The following is a 21,860-nucleotide window of genomic DNA, read 5'->3' as shown; positions in this document are numbered from 1 at the left end:
AGACAGGTAGAAATGTCGCGTATTGGACGTAAGTCGATCCCGGTGCCAGCCGGCGTCGACATCACGATCGACGGGCAGACCGTCAAGGTCAAGGGCCCGAAGGGCGAGCTCTCGCACACCCTGGCCGAGCCGATCACGATCGACCGGGCCGAGGACGGGCAGCTGAACGTGAACCGCCCGAACGACGAGCGCAAGGCCAAGGAACTGCACGGCCTCAGCCGTACCCTGGTCGCCAACATGATCGTCGGCGTCACCGAGGGCTACCGCAAGAGCCTGGAGATCGCCGGCACCGGTTACCGCGTGACCGCCAAGGGTCAGGACCTGGAGTTCGCGCTCGGGTTCTCGCACCCGGTGCACGTGCCGGCGCCCGCCGGCATCACCTTCACGGTGGAGAAGCCGACGCTGTTCCACGTGGCCGGCATCGACAAGCAGCTCGTCGGTGAGGTTGCCGCCAACATCCGGAAGATCCGCCCGCCGGAGCCCTACAAGGGCAAGGGCGTGAAGTACCAGGGCGAGGTCATCCGCCGCAAGGCTGGAAAGGCAGGTAAGAAGTGAGCGCCACGCTGCTCAAGCGCCGCCGCGGCGTCGCCGCCAAGCGTGCCGTCGGGCGTGCGCGCCGGCACTTCCGGGTCCGCAAGAACGTCAGCGGCACCGCCGAGCGTCCCCGCCTCGTGGTCACCCGCTCCCTGCGGCACATCGTCGCCCAGATCGTGGACGACACCAAGGGTCACACCCTGGCGTCGGCCTCGACCCTGGACGCCTCGCTGCGGGGCGCGGAGGGCGACAAGAGCGCCCTGGCCGGCAAGGTCGGCGCCCTGCTCGCCGAGCGGGCCAAGGCCGCCGGCGTCTCCAAGGTCGTCTTCGACCGCGGTGGCAACCGGTACGCGGGGCGGGTCGCCGCGCTTGCCGACGCCGCCCGCGAAGCCGGGCTCGAGTTCTAGAAACCCCGTCACGAGAGAGAAGGAAGGCTGCTGATGCCAGGTCAACAGCGCCGTGGCGGCGGGTCCGGTGGCAACGAGGGTGGTCGCCGCGACAACCGCCGTGAGGGCGGCCGCGGAAACGCGCCCGTCGAGAAGACCCCGCACCTCGAGCGGGTCGTCGCGATCAACCGCGTCGCCAAGGTCGTGAAGGGTGGTCGTCGCTTCAGCTTCACCGCCCTGGTGATCGTGGGCGACGGCGACGGCACCGTCGGTGTGGGCTACGGAAAGGCCAAGGAGGTGCCCGCGGCGATCGCCAAGGGCGTCGAGGAGGCCAAGAAGCACTTCTTCAAGGTGCCGCGGATCGCCCAGTCGATCCCGCACCCGGTGACGGGTGAGGCCGCGGCCGGTGTGGTGCTGCTCAAGCCGGCTTCCGCCGGTACGGGTGTCATCGCCGGTGGTCCGGTGCGTGCCGTGCTGGAGTGCGCGGGTATCCACGACGTGCTCTCCAAGAGCCTCGGTTCGTCGAACCCGATCAACATCGTGCACGCCACCGTGGCGGCGCTGAAGGGGCTCGAGTCCCCCGAGGCCGTCGCCGCCCGTCGTGGCCTGCCGGTCGAGGACGTCGCGCCGGCCGCCATGCTGGCGTCGCGGGCGGGGGTGGCTTCCTGATGGCTCGCCTGAAGGTCACCCAGGTCCGGTCCGGGATCGGGACCAAGCAGAACCAGCGTGACTCGCTGCGTTCGCTCGGTCTCAAGCGGATCAACGACGTGGTGGTCAAGGAGGACCGTCCGGAGATCCGCGGCATGATCTTCACGGTCAACCACCTCGTGAAGGTCGAGGAGGTCGAGTAATGACGATCAAGGTCCACCACCTGCGTCCGGCGCCCGGTGCCAAGACCGCGAAGACCCGCGTGGGTCGCGGTGAGGGCTCCAAGGGCAAGACCGCCGGTCGCGGTACCAAGGGTTCCAAGGCCCGTAAGAACATCTCGGCGGCGTTCGAGGGTGGGCAGATGCCCATCCACATGCGCCTGCCGAAGATGAAGGGCTTCAAGAACAAGTTCAAGGTGGTCTTCCAGGTGGTCAACCTGGACCGGCTCGCCGAGCTGTTCCCGAACGGCGGCCAGGTCGGCCCGCTCGAGCTGGTCGAGGCCGGCGCGGTCCGCAAGGGCCACCCGGTCAAGGTCCTCGGCACCGGGGACCTGGGCGGGGTCGCTCTCCAGGTGTCGGCGCACGCGTTCAGCGCGTCGGCCAAGGAGAAGATCACCGCCGCCGGTGGCTCCGTCACCGAGCTGTAAGGGCTGCACGACCCATGGCGCCCGCTCAGTTGTCGAAACTGGGCGGGCGCCATGGTCTGCCTGGCATGTGTGCGCCGGGTAACATCGGATTCGGTTTATGTAGCCGGGCACATCTGCCCGGACGGGGATCGGGCTGTTAGAGTCCCTTCCCAGCCATGGATATCGGGCACTCGCCCGGCACCCAACCCGCCCCGCCAGGGATCACCGGCGGCCCGCCTCGCGCAGGAGGAAGAAGTTGCTGTCCGCCTTTCTCAGTGCGTTCCGTACGCCTGACCTGCGCAAGAAGCTGCTGTTCACAGTAGGCATCATCGCGGTCTACCGGCTCGGGGCGACGCTGCCCAGCCCGGGTGTCTCGTACGGCAACGTCCAGAAGTGCATCGACGCCATGGAGAACGGCTCCACGGGCGTGATGAACCTGCTCAACCTCTTCTCCGGCGGCGCGCTGCTGCAGCTCTCGGTCTTCGCGCTGGGCATCATGCCCTACATCACAGCGTCGATCATCCTGCAGCTGCTGACCGTGGTGATCCCCCGGCTGGAGCAGCTCCGCAAGGAGGGCCAGGCCGGCCAGGCGAAGATCACCCAGTACACCCGCTACCTGACCCTGGGCCTGGGTGTCCTCCAGGCGTCGGCGTTCGTGGCGCTGGCCCGCTCCGGGCAGCTCTTCAACAACCAGTGCGACCAGTTCCCGATCATCCCCGAGGGGACCGGCATCCCGGACTGGCTGACGCTGAGCCTCCTGGTCATGACGATGACCGCCGGCACCGGCGTGGTGATGTGGCTCGGTGAGCTGATCACCGACCGGGGCGTCGGCAACGGCATGTCCGTCCTGATCTTCACCTCGATCGCCGCCCGGCTCCCCAGCGAGGGCTGGCAGATCAAGCAGACCGGTGGCTGGGGCAAGTTCCTGCTCGTCATCGCGCTGGTCCTGGTGGTCATCACCGCGGTCACCTTCATCGAGCAGGCGCAGCGCCGGATCCCGGTGCAGTACGCCAAGCGCATGATCGGCCGGCGGATGTACGGAGGCACCTCGACCTACATCCCGCTGAAGGTCAACCAGGCAGGTGTCATCCCGGTCATCTTCGGTTCCTCGCTGCTCTACCTGCCCCAGCTGGCGCTGCAGTTCTTCGACCAGAACAACCCGGGCAAGACGCAGGCGTGGATCCAGAACAACCTGGTGGACCCGACCAGCCCGATCTACATCGCGGTCTACTTCCTGCTGATCATCTTCTTCACGTACTTCTACGTCTCGATCACGTTCAACCCGACCGAGGTCGCGGACAACATGAAGAAGTACGGCGGCTTCGTGCCGGGTATCCGCCCCGGCAAGCCGACCGCCGACTACCTCGACTTCATCCTCAGCCGGATCACGCTGCCGGGCGCCCTGTACCTGGGCATCATCTCGATCCTGCCGAACTTCTTCTTCATCTGGCTGGACAAGCAGCAGTACCTGAACTTCCCGTTCGGCGGCACCGCTGTGCTGATCATGGTCGGCGTCGGTCTGGAGACCACGAAGCAGATCGAGAGCCAACTCATGCAGCGGAACTACGAAGGGTTCCTGCGGTAGATGAGACTCGTTCTGGTTGGCCCGCCGGGGGCGGGCAAGGGCACGCAGGCCGAGTTCATCGCCGCGCACCTCTCGGTTCCGAAGATCTCGACCGGCGACATCTTCCGGTCGAACGTCTCGCAGGGCACCCCGCTCGGCGTCGAGGCGAAGCGCTACATGGACGCCGGCGAGCTGGTGCCCGACGAGGTCACCATCAACATGGTGCGGGACCGGCTCGCCGAGCCGGACGCCTCCGAGGGTTTCCTGCTCGACGGCTTCCCGCGCACGACGCCGCAGGCCGCCGCGCTGGACAAGCTCCTCGCCGACCTGGGCACCGCGCTGGACCTGGTGCTGGAGCTGGTCGTCGACGACGACGAGGTGATCCGGCGGCTCTCCGGTCGGCGTACCTGCCGGGGCTGCGGCAAGATCTGGCACGTCGAGTTCGACGCCACCTCGCGTGAGGGCATCTGCGACCGGTGCGGCGCCGAGCTGTTCCAGCGCGACGACGACAAGCCGGAGACCATCGCCACCCGCCTGCGCGAGTACGCGGACAAGACCGCGCCGCTGGTCGACTACTACGGCGCCCAGGGCAAGCTGGTGGGCATCGACGCCACCGGCCCGGTGGAGGACGTCACGGTCCGCGCCATCGACGCCCTGCGGTCGTACGGCGGCTGACGTCCCGCCGGTTTGCGGCGGATAGAGTGCGAAGAGCGGGGTACGTCTGACGTGCCCCGCTCTTCGGCATCGGCAACGAAAGGTAACGGCTCCATGCGTCGTCCCCAGCTGGACATCCAGCTGAAGACTCCTGACCAGATCGAGAAGATGCGGGCCGCCGGGCTGGTGGTCGCCGAGGCGCTGCGTCGGATGCGGGAGGCGGTCGCCCCCGGGGTCACCACCGCCGACCTGGACGCGATCGCCGAGTCGACCATCCGCGAGGCCGGTGCCGTCCCCTCCTTCAAGGGCTACCACGGCTTCCCCGCGTCGATCTGCTCCTCCGTCAACGAGCAGGTCGTGCACGCCATCCCGTCGGCGCAGCAGGCGCTTCGCGACGGCGACCTGATCTCCATCGACTGCGGTGCGGTGCTCGACGGCTGGCACGGCGACGCCGCCATCACCGTCGGCGTGGGCGAGGTCGAACCGACGCTGCTGAAAATGGCGGCGGTGGCCGAGGACGCCATGTGGGCGGGCATCGCCGCGGCCGCCCGCGGCGCGGCCAGCGGCAAGGGCCGGCTCACCGACATCTCGCACGCCGTGGAGGACGCGGTCCGCAAGGGCGGGCGGTACGGCATCGTCGACGGCTACGGCGGGCACGGCATCGGCACCGAGATGCACCAGGACCCGCACGTGCTCAACCACGGGCGGCCGGGCAAGGGCCCCCGCCTGGTGCCGGGCATGGCGCTGGCGATCGAGCCGATGATCACGATGGGTTCGCCCCGGACGGTCGAGCTGTCCGACGGCTGGACCGTGATCACCCGGGACCGGTCGATGGCGGTGCACGTCGAGCACACGATGGCGCTGCTCCCGGACGGCGTCTGGGTGCTGACCGCGCCGGACGGCGGGCGCGCCCGCCTGGGCGAGCTGGTCACCTCCCGGCAGCCCGCGGACTCGCCGGCCCGCTGAGCCTCGCGGCAGCGTCCCGCCGGCGCCCGCGCGTCCCGTCCTCCCGCCCGCTGAGGCGCCCCACCAGCCGCCCCGGGCCCCGGGCGGGACGGCACACAGGGGCAGCGGCTGGTGGGGCGGTGGCATGCTTGCGGGCATGCAGGGACGCGACGGGATGCGGGCCGCCGACGCCGACCGCCAGGCGGTGGCGGAGCGGCTGCGGGTGGCCGTCGACGAGGGCCGGCTCGACCTGCACGAGTACGACGAGCGGTTGCAGCGGGCGTACGCCTCGCGCACGTACGGCGAGTTGGACGCGCTGGTGGTCGACCTGCCGGCATCGGCCGCCCCGGCGGCGTCGGAGCTCGCCACGCGGCCGGAGACCGTCCCGTCGCCCCCGGAGGGTGTCCGGCCGCCGGCGACCTCGTCCGTGACGGCCCGGTGGCTGGCCGAGGTCTGGCTGCCGTACCTGCGGGTGGTGGCGATCGTGGTGACCGTCTGGGCGGTGACGTCCGCGCTCTCCACGGATCTGCTCTACTTCTGGCCCGTCTGGGTGGCCGGGCCGTGGGGTGGGGTGCTCGTGGTGCGGACGGTCGCCGGCCTCGTCGACGGGGAGCCGCGGCGGCAGGCCGAGCAGCGGGAGCGACGGCGCGAGCGCCGCCGGGCGAAGCGGGCGCGGAAGCGCGAGCTGGTTGCCCCCGAGGAGGGGCGCCATGACCCGGTGCGGGAACTGCCGGCAGCCGAGGGGGAGGACCCGGACCAGGTGCGCGAGCCGGCTGCCCCCGGGGAAAACCGCCACGGGGCGGAACGGGAGCTGCCGGCGGCGCAGCGGGAGGACCGGCGCGGTGGGGCCGACGCCGAGGTCTGAAAGGCCCTTTCCGTCCGGTTCGACGCACCGATTGCCGGCCGGTTTGGCGACGGCCCGCAGGCGGGCGTACACTTTCTGATCGGCGCACAGCGTCCACTCCGGCATGCCCACCCTGCGCTTCGGTGGGAGCCGGAGCCGCGGCTGGCGCGGGCAATCTGATCTTGATCGGTGGCCCGTGTAAGACGTTGTGGGCCGTCCGGAGTAACCGACGTCAGGACAGCGGAGTACATGCCGAAAAAAGACGGAGCCATCGAGATCGAGGGTCGGGTCATCGAGCCCCTGCCGAACGCCATGTTCCGGGTGGAGCTCGCGAACGGCCACAAGGTGCTGGCTCACATCAGCGGCAAGATGCGGCAGCACTACATCCGCATCCTGCCGGAGGACCGGGTCGTCGTCGAACTCTCGCCGTACGACCTGACCCGCGGGCGCATCGTCTACCGCTACAAGTAAGCCTGACGGCGGCCGGGACGTCCCCGTGTCCGTCTTCGACGTCCGGTGTCGCGCCTCGGCGCGTCGTCGGGCCAGATGGGAAGTAAGGCAACCGTGAAGGTCAAGCCGAGCGTCAAGAGGATCTGCAACAAGTGCCGGGTCATCCGTCGGCACGGCCGGGTCATGGTCATCTGCACCGACCCGCGCCACAAGCAGCGCCAGGGCTGAACCAGTTCCGGTCGACCGTGTGACAACGGTCGCTCGAAATCGGTCCGGGCCGCGGATCCAGACAACGAATCACATGCTCGTCCCAGCCGCGGGCGGTGCGCGTCGCGTACCTCATCGTGGTTGACCCCCGGTCGGAGGCCGGGGCCCGCTCGGGCAGCGACCGTCCCCGGTCGCCGGCGCACGACGCCGGTGGCGGAACGGTCGGTAGCGGGGTGGGACGGGTCCACACCTCCGCCAGAACATCACGAGGAGTACGCCCGCACATGGCACGTCTAGTCGGCGTCGACCTCCCCCGCGAGAAGCGGATGGAGATCGCGCTCACCTACATCTTCGGCGTGGGTCGCACCCGGGCCCTGGAGACGCTCTCTGCCACCGGCATCTCGCCGGACAAGCGCGTCCGGGACCTCACGGACGAGGAGCTGGTCCAGCTCCGCAACCACATCGAGGGCAACTACAAGGTTGAAGGCGACCTGCGCCGCGAGGTCGCCGCTGACATCCGCCGCAAGGTCGAGATCGGCTGCTACGCCGGCATCCGGCACCGCCGGGGCCTGCCCGTGCGTGGCCAGCGGACCAAGACCAACGCCCGGACCCGCAAGGGCCCGAAGCGGACCGTCGCCGGCAAGAAGAAGCCCGGCAAGAAGTAATAGGAGCGCACAGACTTATGCCACCGAAGGCTCGTGCCGGAGCCGCCGTCAAGAAGGTCCGGCGCAAGGAACGCAAGAACGTCGCCCACGGGCAGGCGCACATCAAGAGCACCTTCAACAACACCATCGTGTCGATCACCGACCCGACCGGTGCGGTCATCTCCTGGGCCTCGTCGGGCCAGGTGGGCTTCAAGGGCTCCCGCAAGTCGACCCCGTTCGCCGCGCAGCTGGCCGCCGAGGCCGCCGCGCGTCGGGCCATGGAGCACGGCATGCGCAAGGTCGACGTGTTCGTCAAGGGCCCCGGCTCCGGCCGGGAGACCGCCATCCGTTCGCTGCAGGCCGCCGGTCTCGAGGTCGGACAGATCTCCGACGTCACCCCGCAGCCGCACAACGGGTGCCGTCCGCCCAAGCGTCGTCGGGTCTGAGAGGTAGAGAGAGATGGCTCGTTACACCGGTGCTGACTGCCGCCGTTGCCGGCGGGAGAAGATGAAGCTGTTCCTCAAGGGCAGCAAGTGCGATGGCCCGAAGTGCCCGTTCGAGTCCCGGCCGTTCCCGCCCGGGCAGCACGGCCGCGGCCGCACGAAGGAGACGGAGTACCTGCTCCAGCTCCGTGAGAAGCAGAAGGCCCGCCGCGTGTACGGCGTGCTGGAGAAGCAGTTCCGCGGCTACTACGAGGAGGCCGTGGGCAAGAAGGCCAAGACCGGCGAGGTCCTCCTGCAGATCCTCGAGTCGCGGCTGGACAACGTGGTCTACCGGGCCGGCTACGCCAAGTCCCGGGACATGGCCCGCCAGCTCGTCAAGCACGGTCACTTCAACGTGAACGGCAAGAAGGTCGACATCCCGTCGTACCGCGTCAAGGAGCACGACATCATCGAGGTCCGGGGCAAGAGCAAGGAGCTCACCCCGTTCATCGTGGCGCAGGCCGAGGCCGGCTCGAAGTCGGTTCCGGCGTGGCTGGAGGCTATCCCCAGCCAGATGAAGGTGCTCGTGCACTCGCTCCCGGCCCGTCAGGTCATCGACACGCAGGTCCAGGAGCAGCTGATCGTCGAGCTCTACTCCAAGTAGTCGGAGCTCGTTGCGGTGGCCCGCCCTTCCGGGGCGGGCCACCGGAACAGTTTGTCGTGGGCGTCATATGGCGGGCGCCCCGGAAGAGAAGAGAAGACATGCTCATCAGCCAGCGACCGACTCTCTCCGAGGAGTCGATCAACGAGACCCGGTCCCGGTTCACCATCGAGCCGCTGGAGCCGGGCTTCGGCTACACCCTGGGCAACTCGCTGCGGCGCACGCTGCTGTCGTCGATCCCGGGTGCGGCGGTCACCTCGATCAAGATCGACGGCGTGCTGCACGAGTTCACCACGATCCCCGGTGTCAAGGAGGACGTGGTCGAGCTCGTCATGAACATCAAGGAGCTGTGCGTCAGCTCCGAGCACGACGAGCCGGTCAGCATGTACCTGCGCAAGCAGGGCCCGGGCGACGTGACGGCGGGCGACATCCAGCCGCCGGCCGGTGTCTCGGTGCACAACCCGGATCTGAAGCTCGCCACCCTCAACGGCAAGGGCCGGCTCGACATGGAGCTGACCGTCGAGCGGGGGCGCGGCTACGTCACGGCGGCGCAGAACAAGCAGGCCGGCGCCGAGATCGGCCGGATCCCGGTCGACTCGATCTACTCGCCGGTGCTGAAGGTGACGTACCGCGTCGAGGCGACCCGTGTCGAGCAGCGGACCGACTTCGACCGGCTGATCATCGACGTCGAGACCAAGCCGTCGATGGGCCCGCGTACCGCGCTGGCCTCCGCCGGCTCGACGCTGGTGGAGCTGTTCGGTCTGGCCCGGGAGCTGGACGAGACCGCCGAGGGCATCGACATCGGGCCGTCCCCGCAGGACGCCCAGCTCGCGGCCGACCTGGCGCTGCCGATCGAGGAGCTGGACCTGACCGTCCGCTCCTACAACTGCCTCAAGCGCGAGGGCATCAACTCCGTTGGTGAGCTCATCGGGCGTACCGAGGCCGACCTCCTCGACATCCGCAACTTCGGTCAGAAGTCGATCGACGAGGTCAAGATGAAGCTCGCCGGGATGGGTCTGGGGCTGAAGGACTCGGCCCCGAACTTCGACCCGGCGCACGTCGTGGACGCCTTCGGCGAGGCCGACTACGACACCGACGACTATCGCGAGACCGAGCAGCTCTAGTCCGCGCTGCCGCCACACCTGAGGAGCACCAAGCATGCCCACGCCCACCAAGGGCCCCCGCCTCGGCGGCAGCCCCGCGCACGAGCGGCTGATGCTGGCCAACCTGGCCACTGCGCTGTTCCAGCACGGCAAGATCAAGACCACCGAGACGAAGGCCCGGCGGCTGCGTCCGCTGGCCGAGCAGCTCATCACCAAGGCCAAGCGCGGCGACCTGGCGTCCCGCCGGCGGGTGCTGGGCGTCGTCAAGGACAAGGACGTGGTCTACTCCCTGTTCGACCAGATCGCGCCGCGGTTCGCCACCCGCAACGGTGGCTACACCCGGATCGTGAAGACCGGTCCGCGCAAGGGTGACAACGCGCCGATGGCGATCATCGAGCTTGTCGAGGAGCTTCAGGTCGCCGAGCCGAAGGCGAACAAGAAGACCGCCGCCCGCAAGGCCGCGCAGCAGGACAAGGTCGAGGCGCTCGCCCCGGCCGAGGAGGCCCCGAAGTCGAACTCGGGCGACCAGGACGCCGAGCCGCCCGTGTCGGCGTCCGGCGACACCGCCGCCGCCCGCGAGGACAGCGACGAGGCCGGCGAGAACGACAAGGCCTGATCCAGGCCACCGTCGGGCCCGGCACCCCTCCTGGGGTGCCGGGCCCGACCCCGTGAGGCGGAGGTACGAGTGGACGAGCGCACCCGGCTGCGGCTGGACGTCGCGTACGACGGGTCGGGCTTCTCCGGCTGGGCCGCCCAGCCCACCCGGCGCACGGTCGCCGGGGTGCTCGTGGAGACCCTCGACCTGGTCCTCGGCGCGGGCACGGCGACCGGCCTGACCGTGGCGGGCCGCACCGACGCCGGGGTGCACGCCAGCGGGCAGGTCTGCCACGTCGACCTGCCGACCGCCGTGTGGCGGGAGCACGAGGGACGGCTGCTGCGCCGACTGGCCCGGCTGCTCCCCACCGACGTCCGGGTGCGCGCGATGGCCGAGGTTCCCGCCGACTTCGACGCCCGGTTCTCGGCCACCTTCCGCCGCTACGAGTACCGCGTGACCGACGCGCCGTGGGGCGCCGAGCCGCTGCGCCGGCACGAGATCCTGGCCTGGCCGAAGCCGCTGGACCTGGCCGCGCTGAACGCCGCCGCGGCGGGCCTGGTGGGGGAGCACGACTTCGCCGCGTACTGCCGGCGCAAGGAGCACGCCACGACGCTGCGCGAGGTGACCCGGCTGGACTGGCGCCGGGACCCGGACGGCATAGTCGTGGCCACCGTGCAGGCCGACGCGTTCTGTCAGGCGATGGTGCGCAGCCTCGTCGGCGCGATGCTGGTCGCCGGGGACGGACGCCGGCCGGTCGAGTGGCCGGGCAGTCTGCTGGCCCGCCGGGAACGCTCCAGCGAGGTGACCGTGGCGCCGGCGCACGGGCTCACCCTGGTCGCCGTCGGCTACCCCGAGGACCCGGCCGAGTACGCCCACCGCGCCGAGGCGACCCGCCGGCTGCGCGTACCCGTGGAGGGCTGACCGCCCGGGGCTTGCCTCCCGACCGTCGGCTGCCGGATCCTCGGGCCGGGGTGAGCGGCTGCGCCGGGATCGGGGCGGTCGCCCGGCGGGCCCGCGCCCGGCCCCGGCAGAGCATCGTCGACCGTCAAGGAGTGGAAGCCGTGCAGGAACCTCGCCGTGGACGGGACCTCGGCATCGTCGTCGGGACGCTGCCGACGGGACCGCTGAACGCCGTCACCGACGTGCCCGGCGTACGGGTGGGCCACACGACGCTGGTCGACGGGGACAGCATCCGCAGCGGGGTGACGGCGATCGTCCCGGACCAGTTGACCGACCGCCGGTCGCTGCCGGCGGGGCTCTTCGTGGGCAACGGGCACGGCAAGATGGTCGGTTCGACCCAGGTGGCCGAGCTGGGCGAGATCGAGACCCCCGTGGTGCTGACCGCGACACTGTCGACGTTCCGGGCCGCGGACGCGCTGGTCACGTACATGCTCCGGCAGCCGGGCCGGGAGACGGTCGAGTCGTTGAACCCGGTGGTGGCGGAGACCAACGACGGGTTCCTGTCCGACATCCGGGCGCGCCCGGTGCGGGCGGAGCACGTCCTCGCCGCGCTGGCGGAGGCCCGCGGCGGACTGCCCGCGGAGGGCGCCGTCGGCGCCGGTACGGGCACGGCGGCCCTCGGCTTCAAGGCCGGCATCGGGACGTCCTCGCGGCTCGCCACGACCTCCCGTGGCGCCGTCACCGTCGGCGCGCTGGTGCAGTCCAACTTCTCCGGCGTGCTACAGGTGTCCGGGGTGCCGATCCGGCCCGGGCAGGTGGGGGTGCCGACCCTGTCGCCGCCGGGCCGGCCGGAGCAGCCGGGCAACTCCTGCGTCATCGTGGTCGCCACGGACGGCCGCCTCGACGCGCGGCAGCTGGGTCGCGTCGCCCGCCGGGCCATCTTCGCCATGGCGCGCGTCGGTTCGGACTTCGCCGGCGGCAGCGGCGACTACGCCCTGGCGTTCTCCATTGCCGACACGCAGGCACCGACGGCGCCGGAGTCCGACCTGGAGCCGGTCTTCGCGGCGGTGCTGGAGGCCGTGGAGGAGGCACTGCTGAACTCGCTCTTCATGGCGCGCACCACCGTCGGCGTCAAGGGACGCGTCAGGTACGCGGTCCCGCACGAACGGATGCTGGACCTGTTACGGGCCCACCGGGTCGAGCTGCGGACCTGAGCGGCCGGTGGCGACACGCGGAACGGGTACGCGGCCGTGGCCCACGTACCCGTTCCCCGTACTCGCTGTCGTCGGGCTCGCCTCCCGCCGTCGCGATGCGGTCAGTCGCCCCCGTCCTGCGTGCCGGTGTCGCTCTCGTCGGTCGGCTGGCCGGCCGTGCCGCCGTCCGCCCGGCGCTCCAGCACGCCCCGGTTGAGGTGCAGCTCGATCATGTCGAAGAGGATCTCCCGGGCCTTCGTGTCGCCGGACCTGATCGTCTCGCCGTCGCTGCGGGCGACCACCGCGTACGCGAGGTAGTGGCCGCGCACCTGCCAGCCGACGCGGGCCGGCGCCGTGGCGATCGCCGCGCTGTCCTCGTCGGCCGCCATGCCCCGGAACCGGCCCTCCCGCTCGTCGAGCAGCAGCCGGATCCGGTCCCGGGCGCGTTCGGCGTTGGCCCGGTCGGTCAGGTTGAACAACCCGGTGGTGACGAGGTGGCCGCCGTCGGGCGTCCGCAGCGTGGCCCGGACCACCTGGGTGCAGCCGAGGCGGACCAGCAGGTCGGCGACCTCACCGGTGGCCGCCACCGCGCAGCTGGCGCTGGACTGGCTCTTCAACACCTTGTAGGCGGGCTCCCCGTCGGCGACGACGAGCTGCTTGCCGGGGAAGAGCTCCCTGGCGGTCAGCGGCGCCTGGTCGGTGTCCCGCGAGTCGAGGGCCTGGGCCCCGACGTCGGCGGACTCGGCCGCCTCCGGTGGGGACGTGGGCGCGGTCTGCGGGGTCCCGTCGCGCTCGGCCAGCAGGGCGGCGGCGCCGAGGCCGCAGAGCGCGAGCAGCGCCAGGACGGCCGCGCCGCCGACCACGACCTGCCACCACCGGCCGCCGCCACGCCGCTGCGACCGCCCGGCTGACAACGGCGGCTCGACGGGCGGCAACGGCTCGACCGGCGGCGGCTCGACCGGCGCGGGCGGCTGCGTCTCGACGGGTGCCCGCACGTGGGCGGGCAGCGGAGGCGACACCTGCGCCGCGGCGCGGACCGGCTCCGGCGCGGCGGAGGGCAGCGCGACCCGGTTGGCGCGGGGCAGCGACGGCGTCGGGAAGCGGGACGGGGAGGGGCCGGCTGGGGGAGGCGGACCGGCACCGAGCACCGACCCGTCGGACCCGGGCTCCGGGTACTCCATGAATGCGTCCTCATCGGACTCGTACCGATACACCATGTCGCCCAGAATAGGAGGCATTGTCCCTTTAGGTGCGAATAATCGGAAATTGCGGGTGGAGTCGTTTCGTCCCGTGCTGGGCACCCGCGCCGCCGCACCAGGCCCGCGCCGCCGCCATCCCTGCCGTTCATGGTCCGCGCCGCCGTGCCGGGGCCTACGCCGCCGTGCCCGGCCTGGTCGGCCCGGTCGGCCTGGTCGGGCCGCCGGGCCCGCGCCGGGGTGGCCGGCGGCGGTGCGAGAATTGCCGGCGTGACCGGCGAACACTACTTCACCGCTGAACCCACGACCGCCGCCAACCCGCGCGAGGTCGAGTTCTCCGTCGCCGGCCGCGACTACGCCCTGGCGTCCTCCGCCGGCGTCTTCTCCGCCGCCCGCCTCGACCCCGGCACGGCGGTGCTGCTGCGCAAGGCCGAGCTGCCGTCCGCCGAAACCACCGGCGCCCTGCTCGACCTCGGCTGCGGCTTCGGCCCGATCACCTGCGTGCTCGCCAGCTCCGCGCCGTCGGCGAGCGTGTGGGCCGTCGACGTCAACGAACGGGCCCGCGAACTCACCGCGGCCAACGCCGCGCGGGTCGGCGCGGCCGACCGGGTGCGCGTCGCCGCGCCGGACGACGTACCCGCCGACCTGACCTTCACCCAGCTCTGGTCCAACCCCCCGATCCACGTCGGCAAGGACGAACTGCACGGGATCCTGCTGCGCTGGCTGCCCCGGCTCGCCCCGGACGGCGTCGCCTGGCTGGTGGTGGCCCGCTATCTCGGCGGGGACTCGTTGCAGCGCTGGCTGGTCGAGCAGGGCTGGCAGGTGGGGCGCCACGCCAGCCAGAAGGGCTACCGGGTGCTGCGGGTCACCCGGTAAATGGTTGGGCCGCCCGGCCCCTGCTCGGGCAGGATGCCGACGTGGGATACGTGGACGTGGCAGCGGTCGGGCACATCCTTCCCGACGGTCGGGAGCTCTTCTCCGACGTGTCGTTCCGGGTCGGGGAGGGCGCCAAGGTGGCCCTGGTCGGGCCGAACGGCGCGGGCAAGACGACGTTGCTGCGGATGGTCGCCGGCGACCTGCCGGTGAAGACCGGCGCGATCGCGCGCTCCGGCGGGCTGGGCGTGATGCGCCAGTTCATCGGGATGATCGGCGACGAGTCCACGCTGGCCGACCTGGCCCTGTCGCTGGCCCCGCCCGCGCTGCGCGACGCCGGCCGCCGGCTGGTCGAGACCGAGGGGGCCATGCGCGCCGCCGAGGTCCGCGGCAAGTACAGCACCGCCGCCGGCAAGGCCCAGCTGGCGTACGCGGACGCGCTCGCGGCCTGGGGCGAGATCGGCGGATACGACGCCGAGGTGCTCTTCGACACGGTCGCCACCATCGTGCTCGGCCTGCCCTGGGAGAGCGCCCGGGAACGGCCCGTCCGGACGCTCTCCGGCGGTCAGCAGAAGCGCTTCGCCCTCGAACTGCTGCTGCGCGGCCCCGACGAGGTGCTGCTCCTCGACGAGCCGGACAACTTCCTCGACGTGCCCGGCAAGCGCTGGCTGGAGGGGCGGCTGCGCGAGTCGACCAAGTCGGTGCTCTACGTCTCGCACGACCGGGAGCTGCTCGCCCACACCGCCGACCGGGTGGTCGCCGTGGAGGGCGGCAGCGCCTGGGTGCACCCGGGCGGCTTCGCGAGCTGGCACTCCGCGCGGGTGGCCCGGCACGCCCGCCTCGACGAGCTGCGCAAGCGGTGGGACGAGGAGCACCAGAAGCTGCGCGAGCTGATGCTGATGTACAAGCAGAAGGCCGCGTACAACGACGGGCTGGCGTCGCGCTACCAGGCCGCGCAGACCCGGTTGCGCAAGTTCGAGGAGGCCGGGCCGCCGCCCGTACCGCCGAAGGACCAGGACATCCGGATGCAGCTCACCGGCGGGCGGACCGGCAAGCGCGCGGTGATCTGCGAGCAGCTGGAGCTCGACGGCCTGACCTTCCCGTTCGACCTGGAGATCTGGTACGGCGACCGGGTCGCGGTGCTCGGGGCCAACGGGACGGGCAAGTCGCACTTCCTGCGGCTGCTCGCCCGGGGCGGCACCGACCCCGACCCGGCGAACGGTCCGGTCGACGGCGCCGCCGCGCTCGCGCCGGTGGTGCACGACGGGGTGGCCCGGCTCGGCGCCCGCGTACGCCCCGGGCACTTCTCGCAGACCCACGACCGGCCGGAGCTGATGACGAAGACCCTCGTCGAGATCCTCTGGCGGGGCGACGAGCACCGGACCGGCATGGACCGGCACGCCGCGATGGCGGCGCTGAGCCGGTACGAGCTGGCGGGGCAGGGCGACCAGCGCTTCGGCACCCTCTCCGGCGGTCAGCAGGCGCGCTTCCTGGTGCTGCTGCTGGAGCTGTCCGGCGCGACGCTGCTGCTGCTCGACGAGCCCACCGACAACCTCGACCTGGCCTCGGCGGAGGCGCTGGAGGCCGGGCTGACGGCGTTCGAGGGGACCGTGGTGGCGGTGACCCACGACCGCTGGTTCACCCGCTCCTTCGACCGGTTCGTGCTCTTCCGGGGTGACAACGAGGTGGTGGAGACTCCGGAACCGGTCTGGGACGTGGCGTGATCCCCGCCGACTTCGCCCGGCGGGCGCAGGCGCTGCTCGGCGCGGTCGGGCACACGCCGGACGAGCTGGCCGGCACGCTCGCCGCCGCCCGCCGGCTCGTCGCCGACGTGCTCGACTGACGGTCCGTGACGTACGCCGAACGGGCTCCGCCGTCGGTGCGCGTGGGTCCTGCGTGGGCGGCGTGGTCCGAGGGTGCGTGGGTCGTGCGTGGGCCTCGCGGCCCGTGGGGCCTGGTTCGGCTTCCGGGTCCGTGCGTGTGGTGGGCTCCGTGGTCCACGGCGTGGCCCGGCCGGGCGGCATAGGGTGGATCTCGTGACTGAGATGACCTACCGCCGGTTGGGCGACTCCGGGCTCGTGGTGTCCGTGGTCGGCATCGGCTGCAACAACTTCGGCCGCAAGCTCGACCTCGACGGCACCCGGGCGGTGGTCGACGCCGCGCTCGACGCCGGGATCAACTTCTTCGACACCGCCGACATCTACGGGGAGCCGCAGGGCGGCTCCGAGGAGCTGCTGGGCCAGGCGCTCAAGGGCCGGCGCGACGACGTCGTGGTGGCCACCAAGTTCGGCATGGACATGAACGGCATGAACGGCCCCGACTTCGGCGCCCGGGGCGCCCGTCGCTACGTCGCCCGGGCGGTGGAGGCGTCGCTGCGCCGGCTCGGCACCGACCACATCGACCTGTACCAGATGCACGAGCCCGACCCGGGCACCCCGATCGACGAGACGCTCGCCGCGCTCGACGACCTGGTCCGCGCCGGCAAGGTCCGCTACCTGGGCAACTCCAACTTCGCCGGCTGGCAGATCGCCGACGCGGACTGGGTGGCCTCGTCGAACGGCCGGTCCCGGTTCATCAGCGCACAGAACCACTACAGCCTGCTGGAGCGCGGCGTCGAGGCCGAGGTGGTGCCGGCGTGCGAGCGCTTCGGCCTCGGGCTGCTGCCGTTCTTCCCGCTGGCCAACGGGCTGCTCACCGGCAAGTACAAGCGCAACGAGGCCCCGCCGGCCGGCAGCCGCCTCGCCGGTGGCGGCCGGTACGCCCAGCGACTCGCCGCCGCCGACTGGGACACCATCGAGGCGATCGAGGCGTACGCCGCCGAGCGGGGGCTGTCGATGCTCCAGGTGGCGATCGGCGGGCTGGCCGCCCAGCCCGCGGTGACCTCGGTGATCGCCGGCGCCACCACACCCGAGCAGGTACGCGCCAACGCGGAGGCGGGCACCTGGCAGCCCACCGACGAGGACCTCGAAGCCCTGCGCGCCGTCCTCTGAGCCACGTCGACACCACCCCCGGCAGGCACCGGGGGTGGTGCGCTGTGCGCGGCACCCCAACCCGCGCTGGGGCGAGGCTCGGTGGAACGCCATGGGTGTCACCCGGCACCGGAAACACCCACCACGTTCCACCCGACTGTCGGGTCGCCTCGTGCCCGGCATGTGGCCGCTGTGCGCGGCGGCCGGTCGTGGCGTGTGCCGGGTGGTCGCTGGGTGGAACATCACGGGTGTCAGCGGACGGCGGAGACACCCGTGCTGTTCCACCGAGGGCGGTGGTCGGGTCAGATGGAGGGGTGGCGTTCGCGGAGGGCCTGGGTGACCAGGGCGACGGTGCGGGTGGGGTGCCGGAGCACGTCGTCGGCGGTGAAGCGCAGGACGATCCAGCCGGCCGCCCGCAGCGCGTTCAGCCGGGCGACGTCCTGGCGGAAGTGGGCACGCTCGCGGTGGTGGTCGCCGTCGTACTCGACCGCGACGCGCAGGGCGGGCCAGGCCAGGTCCACCCGGCCGACGAACCGCCCGTCGGCCTTGCGAACGTCGTGCTGGGCCACCGCCGGTGGCAACCCCGCGTCGAGCAGGAGTAGCCGGAGGCGGGTCTCCATGGGTGACTCGGCCAGCGGCTCCGCCAGCGTCAGGACCTCCCGCAGCAGGGGCAGGCCGGGCCAGCCGGACCGCGCGTCGGCGTACGCGCGCAACGCGGCGAGTTTCACCGCCCGGCGGTGCAGCAGTACCCGGGCGGCGGAGGGCATCCGGACAGCATCGCGTGACGGGACGGTCACGCGCCGCCCCGTCCGTCGGGTTCGGGCGGTCGGTGTGAAATCCGCAGCTCGACCTTGGCGGATCCGGCGATCCGTCGTACGGTGACACCCGCAAGTGACCCACGGGAGCCCGGTACACCGGGCTGAGAGGGGGGCTGTGAGCCCCCGACCGTCGAACCTGATCCGGGTAATGCCGGCGCAGGGAGGAGTGTTGCCGTGCCGTCCCTCGGGCGACTGCATCTCATCACCGACACCCGACCCGGGCGGGATCCGGTCGCCGTGCTGCGGGCCGCCCTCCCGGTGGCCCGCGCGGAACTGGTCGTGCAGGTCCGCGTGACCGACGACGCCACGGACCGGGAGGCGTACGACCTGGCCCGACGGGTGGTCGCGCTCTGCGCCCGGTACGACGCCACCTGCCTGGTGAACGACCGGCTGCACGTGGCGCTGGCCGTGGGCGCCGCCGGTGGGCACGTCGGCGCGGACGACCTGCCGGTCGGGGCGGCCCGCCGGGTGCTCGGCGCGACCGCCGTGCTCGGCGCCACCGCCCGCGAGCCGGGGACGGCCGCCGAGGCGGTCGCCGCCGGGGCCAGCTACCTGGGCGTGGGCCCCTGCCACGCCACCGGCACCAAGACGGGGCTGCCGGCGCCGATCGGCCCGGCCGGGGTACGCGCCGTCGCCGACGCCGTGGACGTGCCGGTCGTCGCGATCGGCGGGGTGACCGCCGCGAGGGTGCCCGCGCTGCTGGCCGCCGGGGCGTACGGGGTGGCGGTGGTGGGGGCCCTCTCCGGGGCGGCGGATCCGGCCCGGGCGACGGCGGAGCTGCTGGGAGCGCTGGGGTGCTGAACCGACCGGACGTCGCCGTGGTGGGGGCGGGACCGGTCGGGCTGGCGATCGCCTGGCGCTGCGCGCAGCGCGGACTACGCGTCGTCGTGCACGACCCCGCCCCCGGATCCGGCGCGTCCCACGTCGCCGCCGGCATGCTCGCCCCGGTCGCCGAGGCGTACTTCGGCGAGCACGAGCTGACCGGGCTGCTGACCGCCTCCGCCGCCCGCTGGCCGGCCTTCGCCGCCGAGCTGACCGCCGCCACCGGCGTGGACGTCGGCTACCGGACCGAGGGCACGCTGATGGTCGGGCTCACCGCCGACGACCTGGCCGAGGCGCGCCGGCTCTGGGCGTACCAGCAGGGGATCGGGCTGCCGGTGACGCCGCTGCGCCCGTCGGCGCTGCGGGACCGCGAGCCGGCGCTGGCGCCCCGGGTGCGCGGCGGCGCGCTCGCGGCCACCGACCACCAGGTCGACCCGCGCCGGTTGGTGCCGGCCCTGCGCACGGCCGCCGAGCGGGCCGGTGCCGCGCTGGTCCCCGCCGCCGTGCGCTCCCTGTCCGACGTGGACGCCCGCGTCACGGTGGTCGCGGCCGGCTGCGGCGCGGCGGCCCTGGCGGGGCTGCCGGTGCGGCCGGTGAAGGGGCAGGTGGTCCGGCTCCGCGCGCCCGGCGGCGGGGCGCCGGGCTTCCGGCACGTCATCCGGGGGTACGCCGACGGCGAGCACGTCTACCTCGTGCCCCGCGACGGCGGGGAGGTGGTGGTGGGCGCGACCGTCGAGGAGCGCTCCGACACCGACGTGTCCGCCGGGGCGGTGCTGCGCCTGCTGCGCGCCGCCGTCGACCTGCTGCCCGAGCTGGCCGAGTACGACCTGGTCGAGACCCTCGCCGGCCTGCGCCCCGGCACCCCCGACAACGCCCCGATCCTCGGCCCCCTGCCCGGCCGGCCCGGCGTGCTCGCCGCCACCGGGCACCACCGGCACGGCATCGTGCTCACCCCGGTCACCGCCGACCTGATCGCCGAGCTGGTCGTCACGGGTGCCACGGACCCGTTGCTCGCCCCCTTCACCCCGGCCCGGTTCGGTCACGACTTGTCCGCACGCGAGGAGGAACACACGTGGAACTGACGGTGAACGGCGCCGGGCGCAGCCTGCCCGGCGGCTCGACCGTGGCGGACCTGGTCCGCGCGGTCACCGACCAGCAGCGCGGCCTCGCCGTCGCGGTCAACGGGGAGGTGGTGCCGCGTACGGGCTGGCCGGCGACCGTGCTGCGCGACGGCGACCGCGTCGAGGTGCTCAGCGCCGCCCAGGGCGGGTGACGCGGTGAGCTTCGACCTGGGTGGCGTGAGCTTCACGTCCCGGCTGATCCTCGGCACCGGCGGCGCGGCCAACCTACGCGTGCTGGAGGACGCCATCCGCGCCTCCGGCACCGGACTGGTCACCCTGGCCCTGCGCCGCGTCGACACCGCCCCCGGCACCGCCGGTGGGCTGCTGGACCTGCTGGACCGCTGCGGCGTACGGCTGCTGCCGAACACCGCCGGCTGCTACACGGCGGGCGAGGCGGTGAAGGTGGCGCACCTGGCCCGGGAGGCGTTCGGCACCGACTGGGTGAAGCTGGAGGTGATCGGCGACGAGCGCACGCTGCTGCCCGACGGGGTGGAGCTGCTGCGCGCCGCCGAGGAACTCGTCGACGACGGGTTCGTGGTGTTGCCGTACACGTCGGACGACCCGATCCTGGCACGCCGACTGGCCGACGTCGGCTGCGCCGCGGTGATGCCGGCGGGCGCGCCGATCGGCTCCGGCCTGGGCGTGTCGAACCCGCACCACATCCGGCTGATCCGGCAGGGCGTCGACGTGCCGGTGATCCTGGACGCCGGCATCGGCACCGCCTCGGACGCCGCGCTGGCCATGGAGCTGGGCTGCGACGCGGTGCTGCTCGCCAGCGCGGTCACCCGTGCCGCCGACCCGGTGGCGATGGCCACCGCGATGCGGTACGCGGTCGAGGCGGGCCGGCTAGCGTACGGGGCGGGCCGGATCGCCCGGCGCTTCCACGCGCTCGCCTCCACCCCGGACGAGGGACGGCCGGACCTGTGACCGCCAGCCCCGGCCCCGCCCTTGCGGCACCGACTCCGGCTGCGGCACCGACTCCGGCTGCGGCCTCGGCTGCGGATCTTGGTACGGAAAGGCCCCTGGAGGGGCCGTTTCCCGCCAAGATCTCGGGCGGGCCGGCCGGCGTCGTGCTGTTGACGGACCGGTGGCAGGCGCGGCGGTCGTTGGTCGACGTCGTGGCGGGGGCCGTCGCCGGGGGAGTGCGGTGGGTGGTGCTGCGGGAGAAGGACCTGCCCCGGGCCGAGCGCGCCGCCCTCGCCGCCGAGCTGCGCGCGATCCTCGCCGAGGCGGGCGGCACGCTGATCGTCGCGGGCCCCGACCCGCTCGGCGGCGACGCCGTCCACCTGCCCTCCGCCGGCCCGTACCCGCCGCCGAGGCTCGGCCTGGTCGGCCGCTCCTGCCACGACCGGGCGGAGCTGGCGCGACTCACCACGGAGGACTACGCCACCCTCTCGCCCGTCTACCCGACCAGCACCAAACCCGGCTACGGCCCACCCCTGCGCCCGGACGGGCTCGGCGCGCTGATCGCGGCCAGCTCCGTGCCGATCCTGGCGCTCGGTGGAGTGCGGAGCCCGGACCAGGTGGCCGCCTGCGTCGAGGCGGGTGCCGTGGGGGTGGCGGTGCTGGGTGCCGTCATGCGCGCCGACGACCCCGAGGCGGCGGCAGCCACCCTCACGGCAGCCGCCGCCACGGCAGCCGCCGCCACGGCAGCCGCCGCCACGGCAGCCGCCGCCACGGCAGCCG

Annotated in this window: 29 protein-coding genes and 1 riboswitch; of the genes, 27 read left to right on the top strand and 2 right to left on the bottom strand. The window is 72.6% G+C overall.

What is annotated here, in order from left to right; all coding sequences use genetic code 11:
- The first annotated feature begins 12 nt into the window (after positions 1 to 12).
- From rplF to ACFHW0_RS22080, 18 genes are all read left to right on the top strand, one after another.
- On the top strand, positions 13 to 555 hold the full coding sequence (rplF, locus tag ACFHW0_RS22165; RefSeq protein WP_416610464.1) for a 50S ribosomal protein L6: 543 nt from the start codon (positions 13 to 15) through the stop codon (positions 553 to 555).
- A gap of 8 nt (positions 556 to 563) precedes the next feature.
- Positions 564 to 941, top strand: coding sequence for a 50S ribosomal protein L18 (gene rplR / locus ACFHW0_RS22160; protein WP_172894548.1), 378 nt, complete (start codon positions 564 to 566; stop codon positions 939 to 941).
- Between the two features lie 33 nt (positions 942 to 974).
- A complete protein-coding gene (gene rpsE / locus ACFHW0_RS22155; RefSeq protein WP_121399886.1) occupies positions 975 to 1,589 on the top strand; it encodes a 30S ribosomal protein S5 in 615 nt (204 codons plus the stop codon).
- Positions 1,589 to 1,771, top strand: a complete 183-nt coding sequence (rpmD, locus tag ACFHW0_RS22150) for a 50S ribosomal protein L30 (protein ID WP_074314584.1) — start codon at positions 1,589 to 1,591, stop codon at positions 1,769 to 1,771. The genes rpsE and rpmD overlap by 1 nt, the downstream gene beginning before the upstream one ends.
- Positions 1,771 to 2,214 (top strand): 50S ribosomal protein L15, encoded by a 444-nt coding sequence (gene rplO, locus ACFHW0_RS22145; RefSeq protein ID WP_121399885.1) that lies wholly within the window; start codon positions 1,771 to 1,773, stop codon positions 2,212 to 2,214. Before rpmD ends, rplO begins: the two co-directional genes overlap by 1 nt.
- A 235-nt stretch (positions 2,215 to 2,449) precedes the next feature.
- On the top strand, positions 2,450 to 3,778 hold the full coding sequence (gene secY / locus ACFHW0_RS22140) for a preprotein translocase subunit SecY (protein ID WP_121399884.1): 1,329 nt from the start codon (positions 2,450 to 2,452) through the stop codon (positions 3,776 to 3,778).
- Positions 3,779 to 4,432, top strand: coding sequence for an adenylate kinase (locus ACFHW0_RS22135; protein WP_091627746.1), 654 nt, complete (start codon positions 3,779 to 3,781; stop codon positions 4,430 to 4,432).
- Between the two features lie 93 nt (positions 4,433 to 4,525).
- The gene (gene map / locus ACFHW0_RS22130; RefSeq protein ID WP_416610460.1) at positions 4,526 to 5,377 is read left to right on the top strand and encodes a type I methionyl aminopeptidase; all 852 of its coding nucleotides are present in this window, start codon (positions 4,526 to 4,528) and stop codon (positions 5,375 to 5,377) included.
- A gap of 136 nt (positions 5,378 to 5,513) precedes the next feature.
- Positions 5,514 to 6,221 (top strand): DUF1707 SHOCT-like domain-containing protein, encoded by a 708-nt coding sequence (locus tag ACFHW0_RS22125; protein ID WP_416610458.1) that lies wholly within the window; start codon positions 5,514 to 5,516, stop codon positions 6,219 to 6,221.
- 228 nt (positions 6,222 to 6,449) lie between these two features.
- Complete coding sequence (infA, locus tag ACFHW0_RS22120) at positions 6,450 to 6,671, top strand: translation initiation factor IF-1 (RefSeq protein WP_007073013.1); 222 nt, start codon at positions 6,450 to 6,452, stop codon at positions 6,669 to 6,671.
- 93 nt (positions 6,672 to 6,764) lie between these two features.
- Positions 6,765 to 6,878: a 50S ribosomal protein L36 gene (gene rpmJ / locus ACFHW0_RS22115; RefSeq protein ID WP_012184307.1), complete on the top strand. Its 114-nt coding sequence runs from the start codon at positions 6,765 to 6,767 to the stop codon at positions 6,876 to 6,878.
- Between the two features lie 263 nt (positions 6,879 to 7,141).
- Positions 7,142 to 7,522: a 30S ribosomal protein S13 gene (gene rpsM, locus ACFHW0_RS22110; RefSeq protein WP_088998365.1), complete on the top strand. Its 381-nt coding sequence runs from the start codon at positions 7,142 to 7,144 to the stop codon at positions 7,520 to 7,522.
- A gap of 17 nt (positions 7,523 to 7,539) precedes the next feature.
- On the top strand, positions 7,540 to 7,947 hold the full coding sequence (gene rpsK / locus ACFHW0_RS22105; RefSeq protein WP_014440747.1) for a 30S ribosomal protein S11: 408 nt from the start codon (positions 7,540 to 7,542) through the stop codon (positions 7,945 to 7,947).
- Between the two features lie 13 nt (positions 7,948 to 7,960).
- The gene (gene rpsD, locus ACFHW0_RS22100) at positions 7,961 to 8,587 is read left to right on the top strand and encodes a 30S ribosomal protein S4 (RefSeq protein ID WP_121399881.1); all 627 of its coding nucleotides are present in this window, start codon (positions 7,961 to 7,963) and stop codon (positions 8,585 to 8,587) included.
- A gap of 98 nt (positions 8,588 to 8,685) precedes the next feature.
- Positions 8,686 to 9,708, top strand: a complete 1,023-nt coding sequence (locus tag ACFHW0_RS22095; RefSeq protein WP_013735931.1) for a DNA-directed RNA polymerase subunit alpha — start codon at positions 8,686 to 8,688, stop codon at positions 9,706 to 9,708.
- Between the two features lie 34 nt (positions 9,709 to 9,742).
- Complete coding sequence (gene rplQ / locus ACFHW0_RS22090; RefSeq protein ID WP_121399880.1) at positions 9,743 to 10,303, top strand: 50S ribosomal protein L17; 561 nt, start codon at positions 9,743 to 9,745, stop codon at positions 10,301 to 10,303.
- A gap of 69 nt (positions 10,304 to 10,372) precedes the next feature.
- Positions 10,373 to 11,203 carry a tRNA pseudouridine(38-40) synthase TruA gene (gene truA, locus ACFHW0_RS22085; protein WP_416610454.1) on the top strand — a complete coding sequence of 277 codons (831 nt, stop codon included), beginning with the start codon at positions 10,373 to 10,375 and terminating at the stop codon, positions 11,201 to 11,203.
- Between the two features lie 140 nt (positions 11,204 to 11,343).
- Positions 11,344 to 12,396, top strand: coding sequence for a P1 family peptidase (locus tag ACFHW0_RS22080; RefSeq protein ID WP_416610452.1), 1,053 nt, complete (start codon positions 11,344 to 11,346; stop codon positions 12,394 to 12,396).
- A gap of 101 nt (positions 12,397 to 12,497) precedes the next feature.
- On the opposite strand, the gene ACFHW0_RS22075 is transcribed toward ACFHW0_RS22080, so the two are convergent.
- On the bottom strand, positions 12,498 to 13,556 hold the full coding sequence (locus ACFHW0_RS22075) for a hypothetical protein (protein ID WP_416610450.1): 1,059 nt from the start codon (positions 13,554 to 13,556) through the stop codon (positions 12,498 to 12,500).
- Positions 13,557 to 13,841: 285 nt separating this feature from the next.
- Between ACFHW0_RS22075 and ACFHW0_RS22070 the strand changes: the two genes are divergently transcribed.
- The 4 genes from ACFHW0_RS22070 to ACFHW0_RS22055 all read left to right on the top strand — a co-directional run bounded on the left by ACFHW0_RS22070 (position 13,842) and on the right by ACFHW0_RS22055 (position 17,434).
- Positions 13,842 to 14,447 carry a class I SAM-dependent methyltransferase gene (locus tag ACFHW0_RS22070; protein WP_416610448.1) on the top strand — a complete coding sequence of 202 codons (606 nt, stop codon included), beginning with the start codon at positions 13,842 to 13,844 and terminating at the stop codon, positions 14,445 to 14,447.
- A 41-nt stretch (positions 14,448 to 14,488) separates the two neighbouring features.
- Positions 14,489 to 16,168 (top strand): ABC-F family ATP-binding cassette domain-containing protein, encoded by a 1,680-nt coding sequence (locus ACFHW0_RS22065; protein WP_416610447.1) that lies wholly within the window; start codon positions 14,489 to 14,491, stop codon positions 16,166 to 16,168.
- Entirely contained in the window at positions 16,165 to 16,287 is a 123-nt protein-coding gene (locus tag ACFHW0_RS22060) for a hypothetical protein (RefSeq protein ID WP_416610445.1), read from the top strand. Before ACFHW0_RS22065 ends, ACFHW0_RS22060 begins: the two co-directional genes overlap by 4 nt.
- 184 nt (positions 16,288 to 16,471) lie before the next feature.
- On the top strand, positions 16,472 to 17,434 hold the full coding sequence (locus ACFHW0_RS22055) for an aldo/keto reductase (protein ID WP_416610443.1): 963 nt from the start codon (positions 16,472 to 16,474) through the stop codon (positions 17,432 to 17,434).
- A gap of 281 nt (positions 17,435 to 17,715) precedes the next feature.
- On the opposite strand, the gene ACFHW0_RS22050 is transcribed toward ACFHW0_RS22055, so the two are convergent.
- Complete coding sequence (locus tag ACFHW0_RS22050; RefSeq protein WP_416610442.1) at positions 17,716 to 18,180, bottom strand: endonuclease domain-containing protein; 465 nt, start codon at positions 18,178 to 18,180, stop codon at positions 17,716 to 17,718.
- A gap of 122 nt (positions 18,181 to 18,302) precedes the next feature.
- A riboswitch (TPP riboswitch) is annotated at positions 18,303 to 18,411 on the top strand.
- On the opposite strand from ACFHW0_RS22050, the gene thiE reads away from it, so the two are divergent.
- The 5 genes from thiE to ACFHW0_RS22025 form a co-directional block, all read left to right on the top strand.
- Complete coding sequence (gene thiE, locus ACFHW0_RS22045) at positions 18,406 to 19,032, top strand: thiamine phosphate synthase (protein ID WP_416610440.1); 627 nt, start codon at positions 18,406 to 18,408, stop codon at positions 19,030 to 19,032. (Overlaps the previous riboswitch by 6 nt.)
- Positions 19,026 to 20,135, top strand: coding sequence for a glycine oxidase ThiO (thiO, locus tag ACFHW0_RS22040; protein ID WP_416610438.1), 1,110 nt, complete (start codon positions 19,026 to 19,028; stop codon positions 20,133 to 20,135). The genes thiE and thiO overlap by 7 nt, the downstream gene beginning before the upstream one ends.
- Entirely contained in the window at positions 20,126 to 20,326 is a 201-nt protein-coding gene (gene thiS / locus ACFHW0_RS22035; protein ID WP_132230919.1) for a sulfur carrier protein ThiS, read from the top strand. The genes thiO and thiS overlap by 10 nt, the downstream gene beginning before the upstream one ends.
- 4 nt (positions 20,327 to 20,330) lie before the next feature.
- Entirely contained in the window at positions 20,331 to 21,101 is a 771-nt protein-coding gene (locus ACFHW0_RS22030; RefSeq protein WP_416610436.1) for a thiazole synthase, read from the top strand.
- A gap of 119 nt (positions 21,102 to 21,220) precedes the next feature.
- Positions 21,221 to 21,860, top strand: a 640-nt coding sequence (locus ACFHW0_RS22025) for a thiamine phosphate synthase (RefSeq protein ID WP_416610590.1), incomplete at its 3' end; no start/stop codon positions are given.

It is taken from the genome of Micromonospora sp. LOL_025 (assembly GCF_048060285.1).
Lineage (GTDB): Bacteria > Actinomycetota > Actinomycetes > Mycobacteriales > Micromonosporaceae > Micromonospora.
Note: the sequence above shows the minus strand (reverse complement) of the source record. Positions and strands in the feature narration are given on the sequence as shown.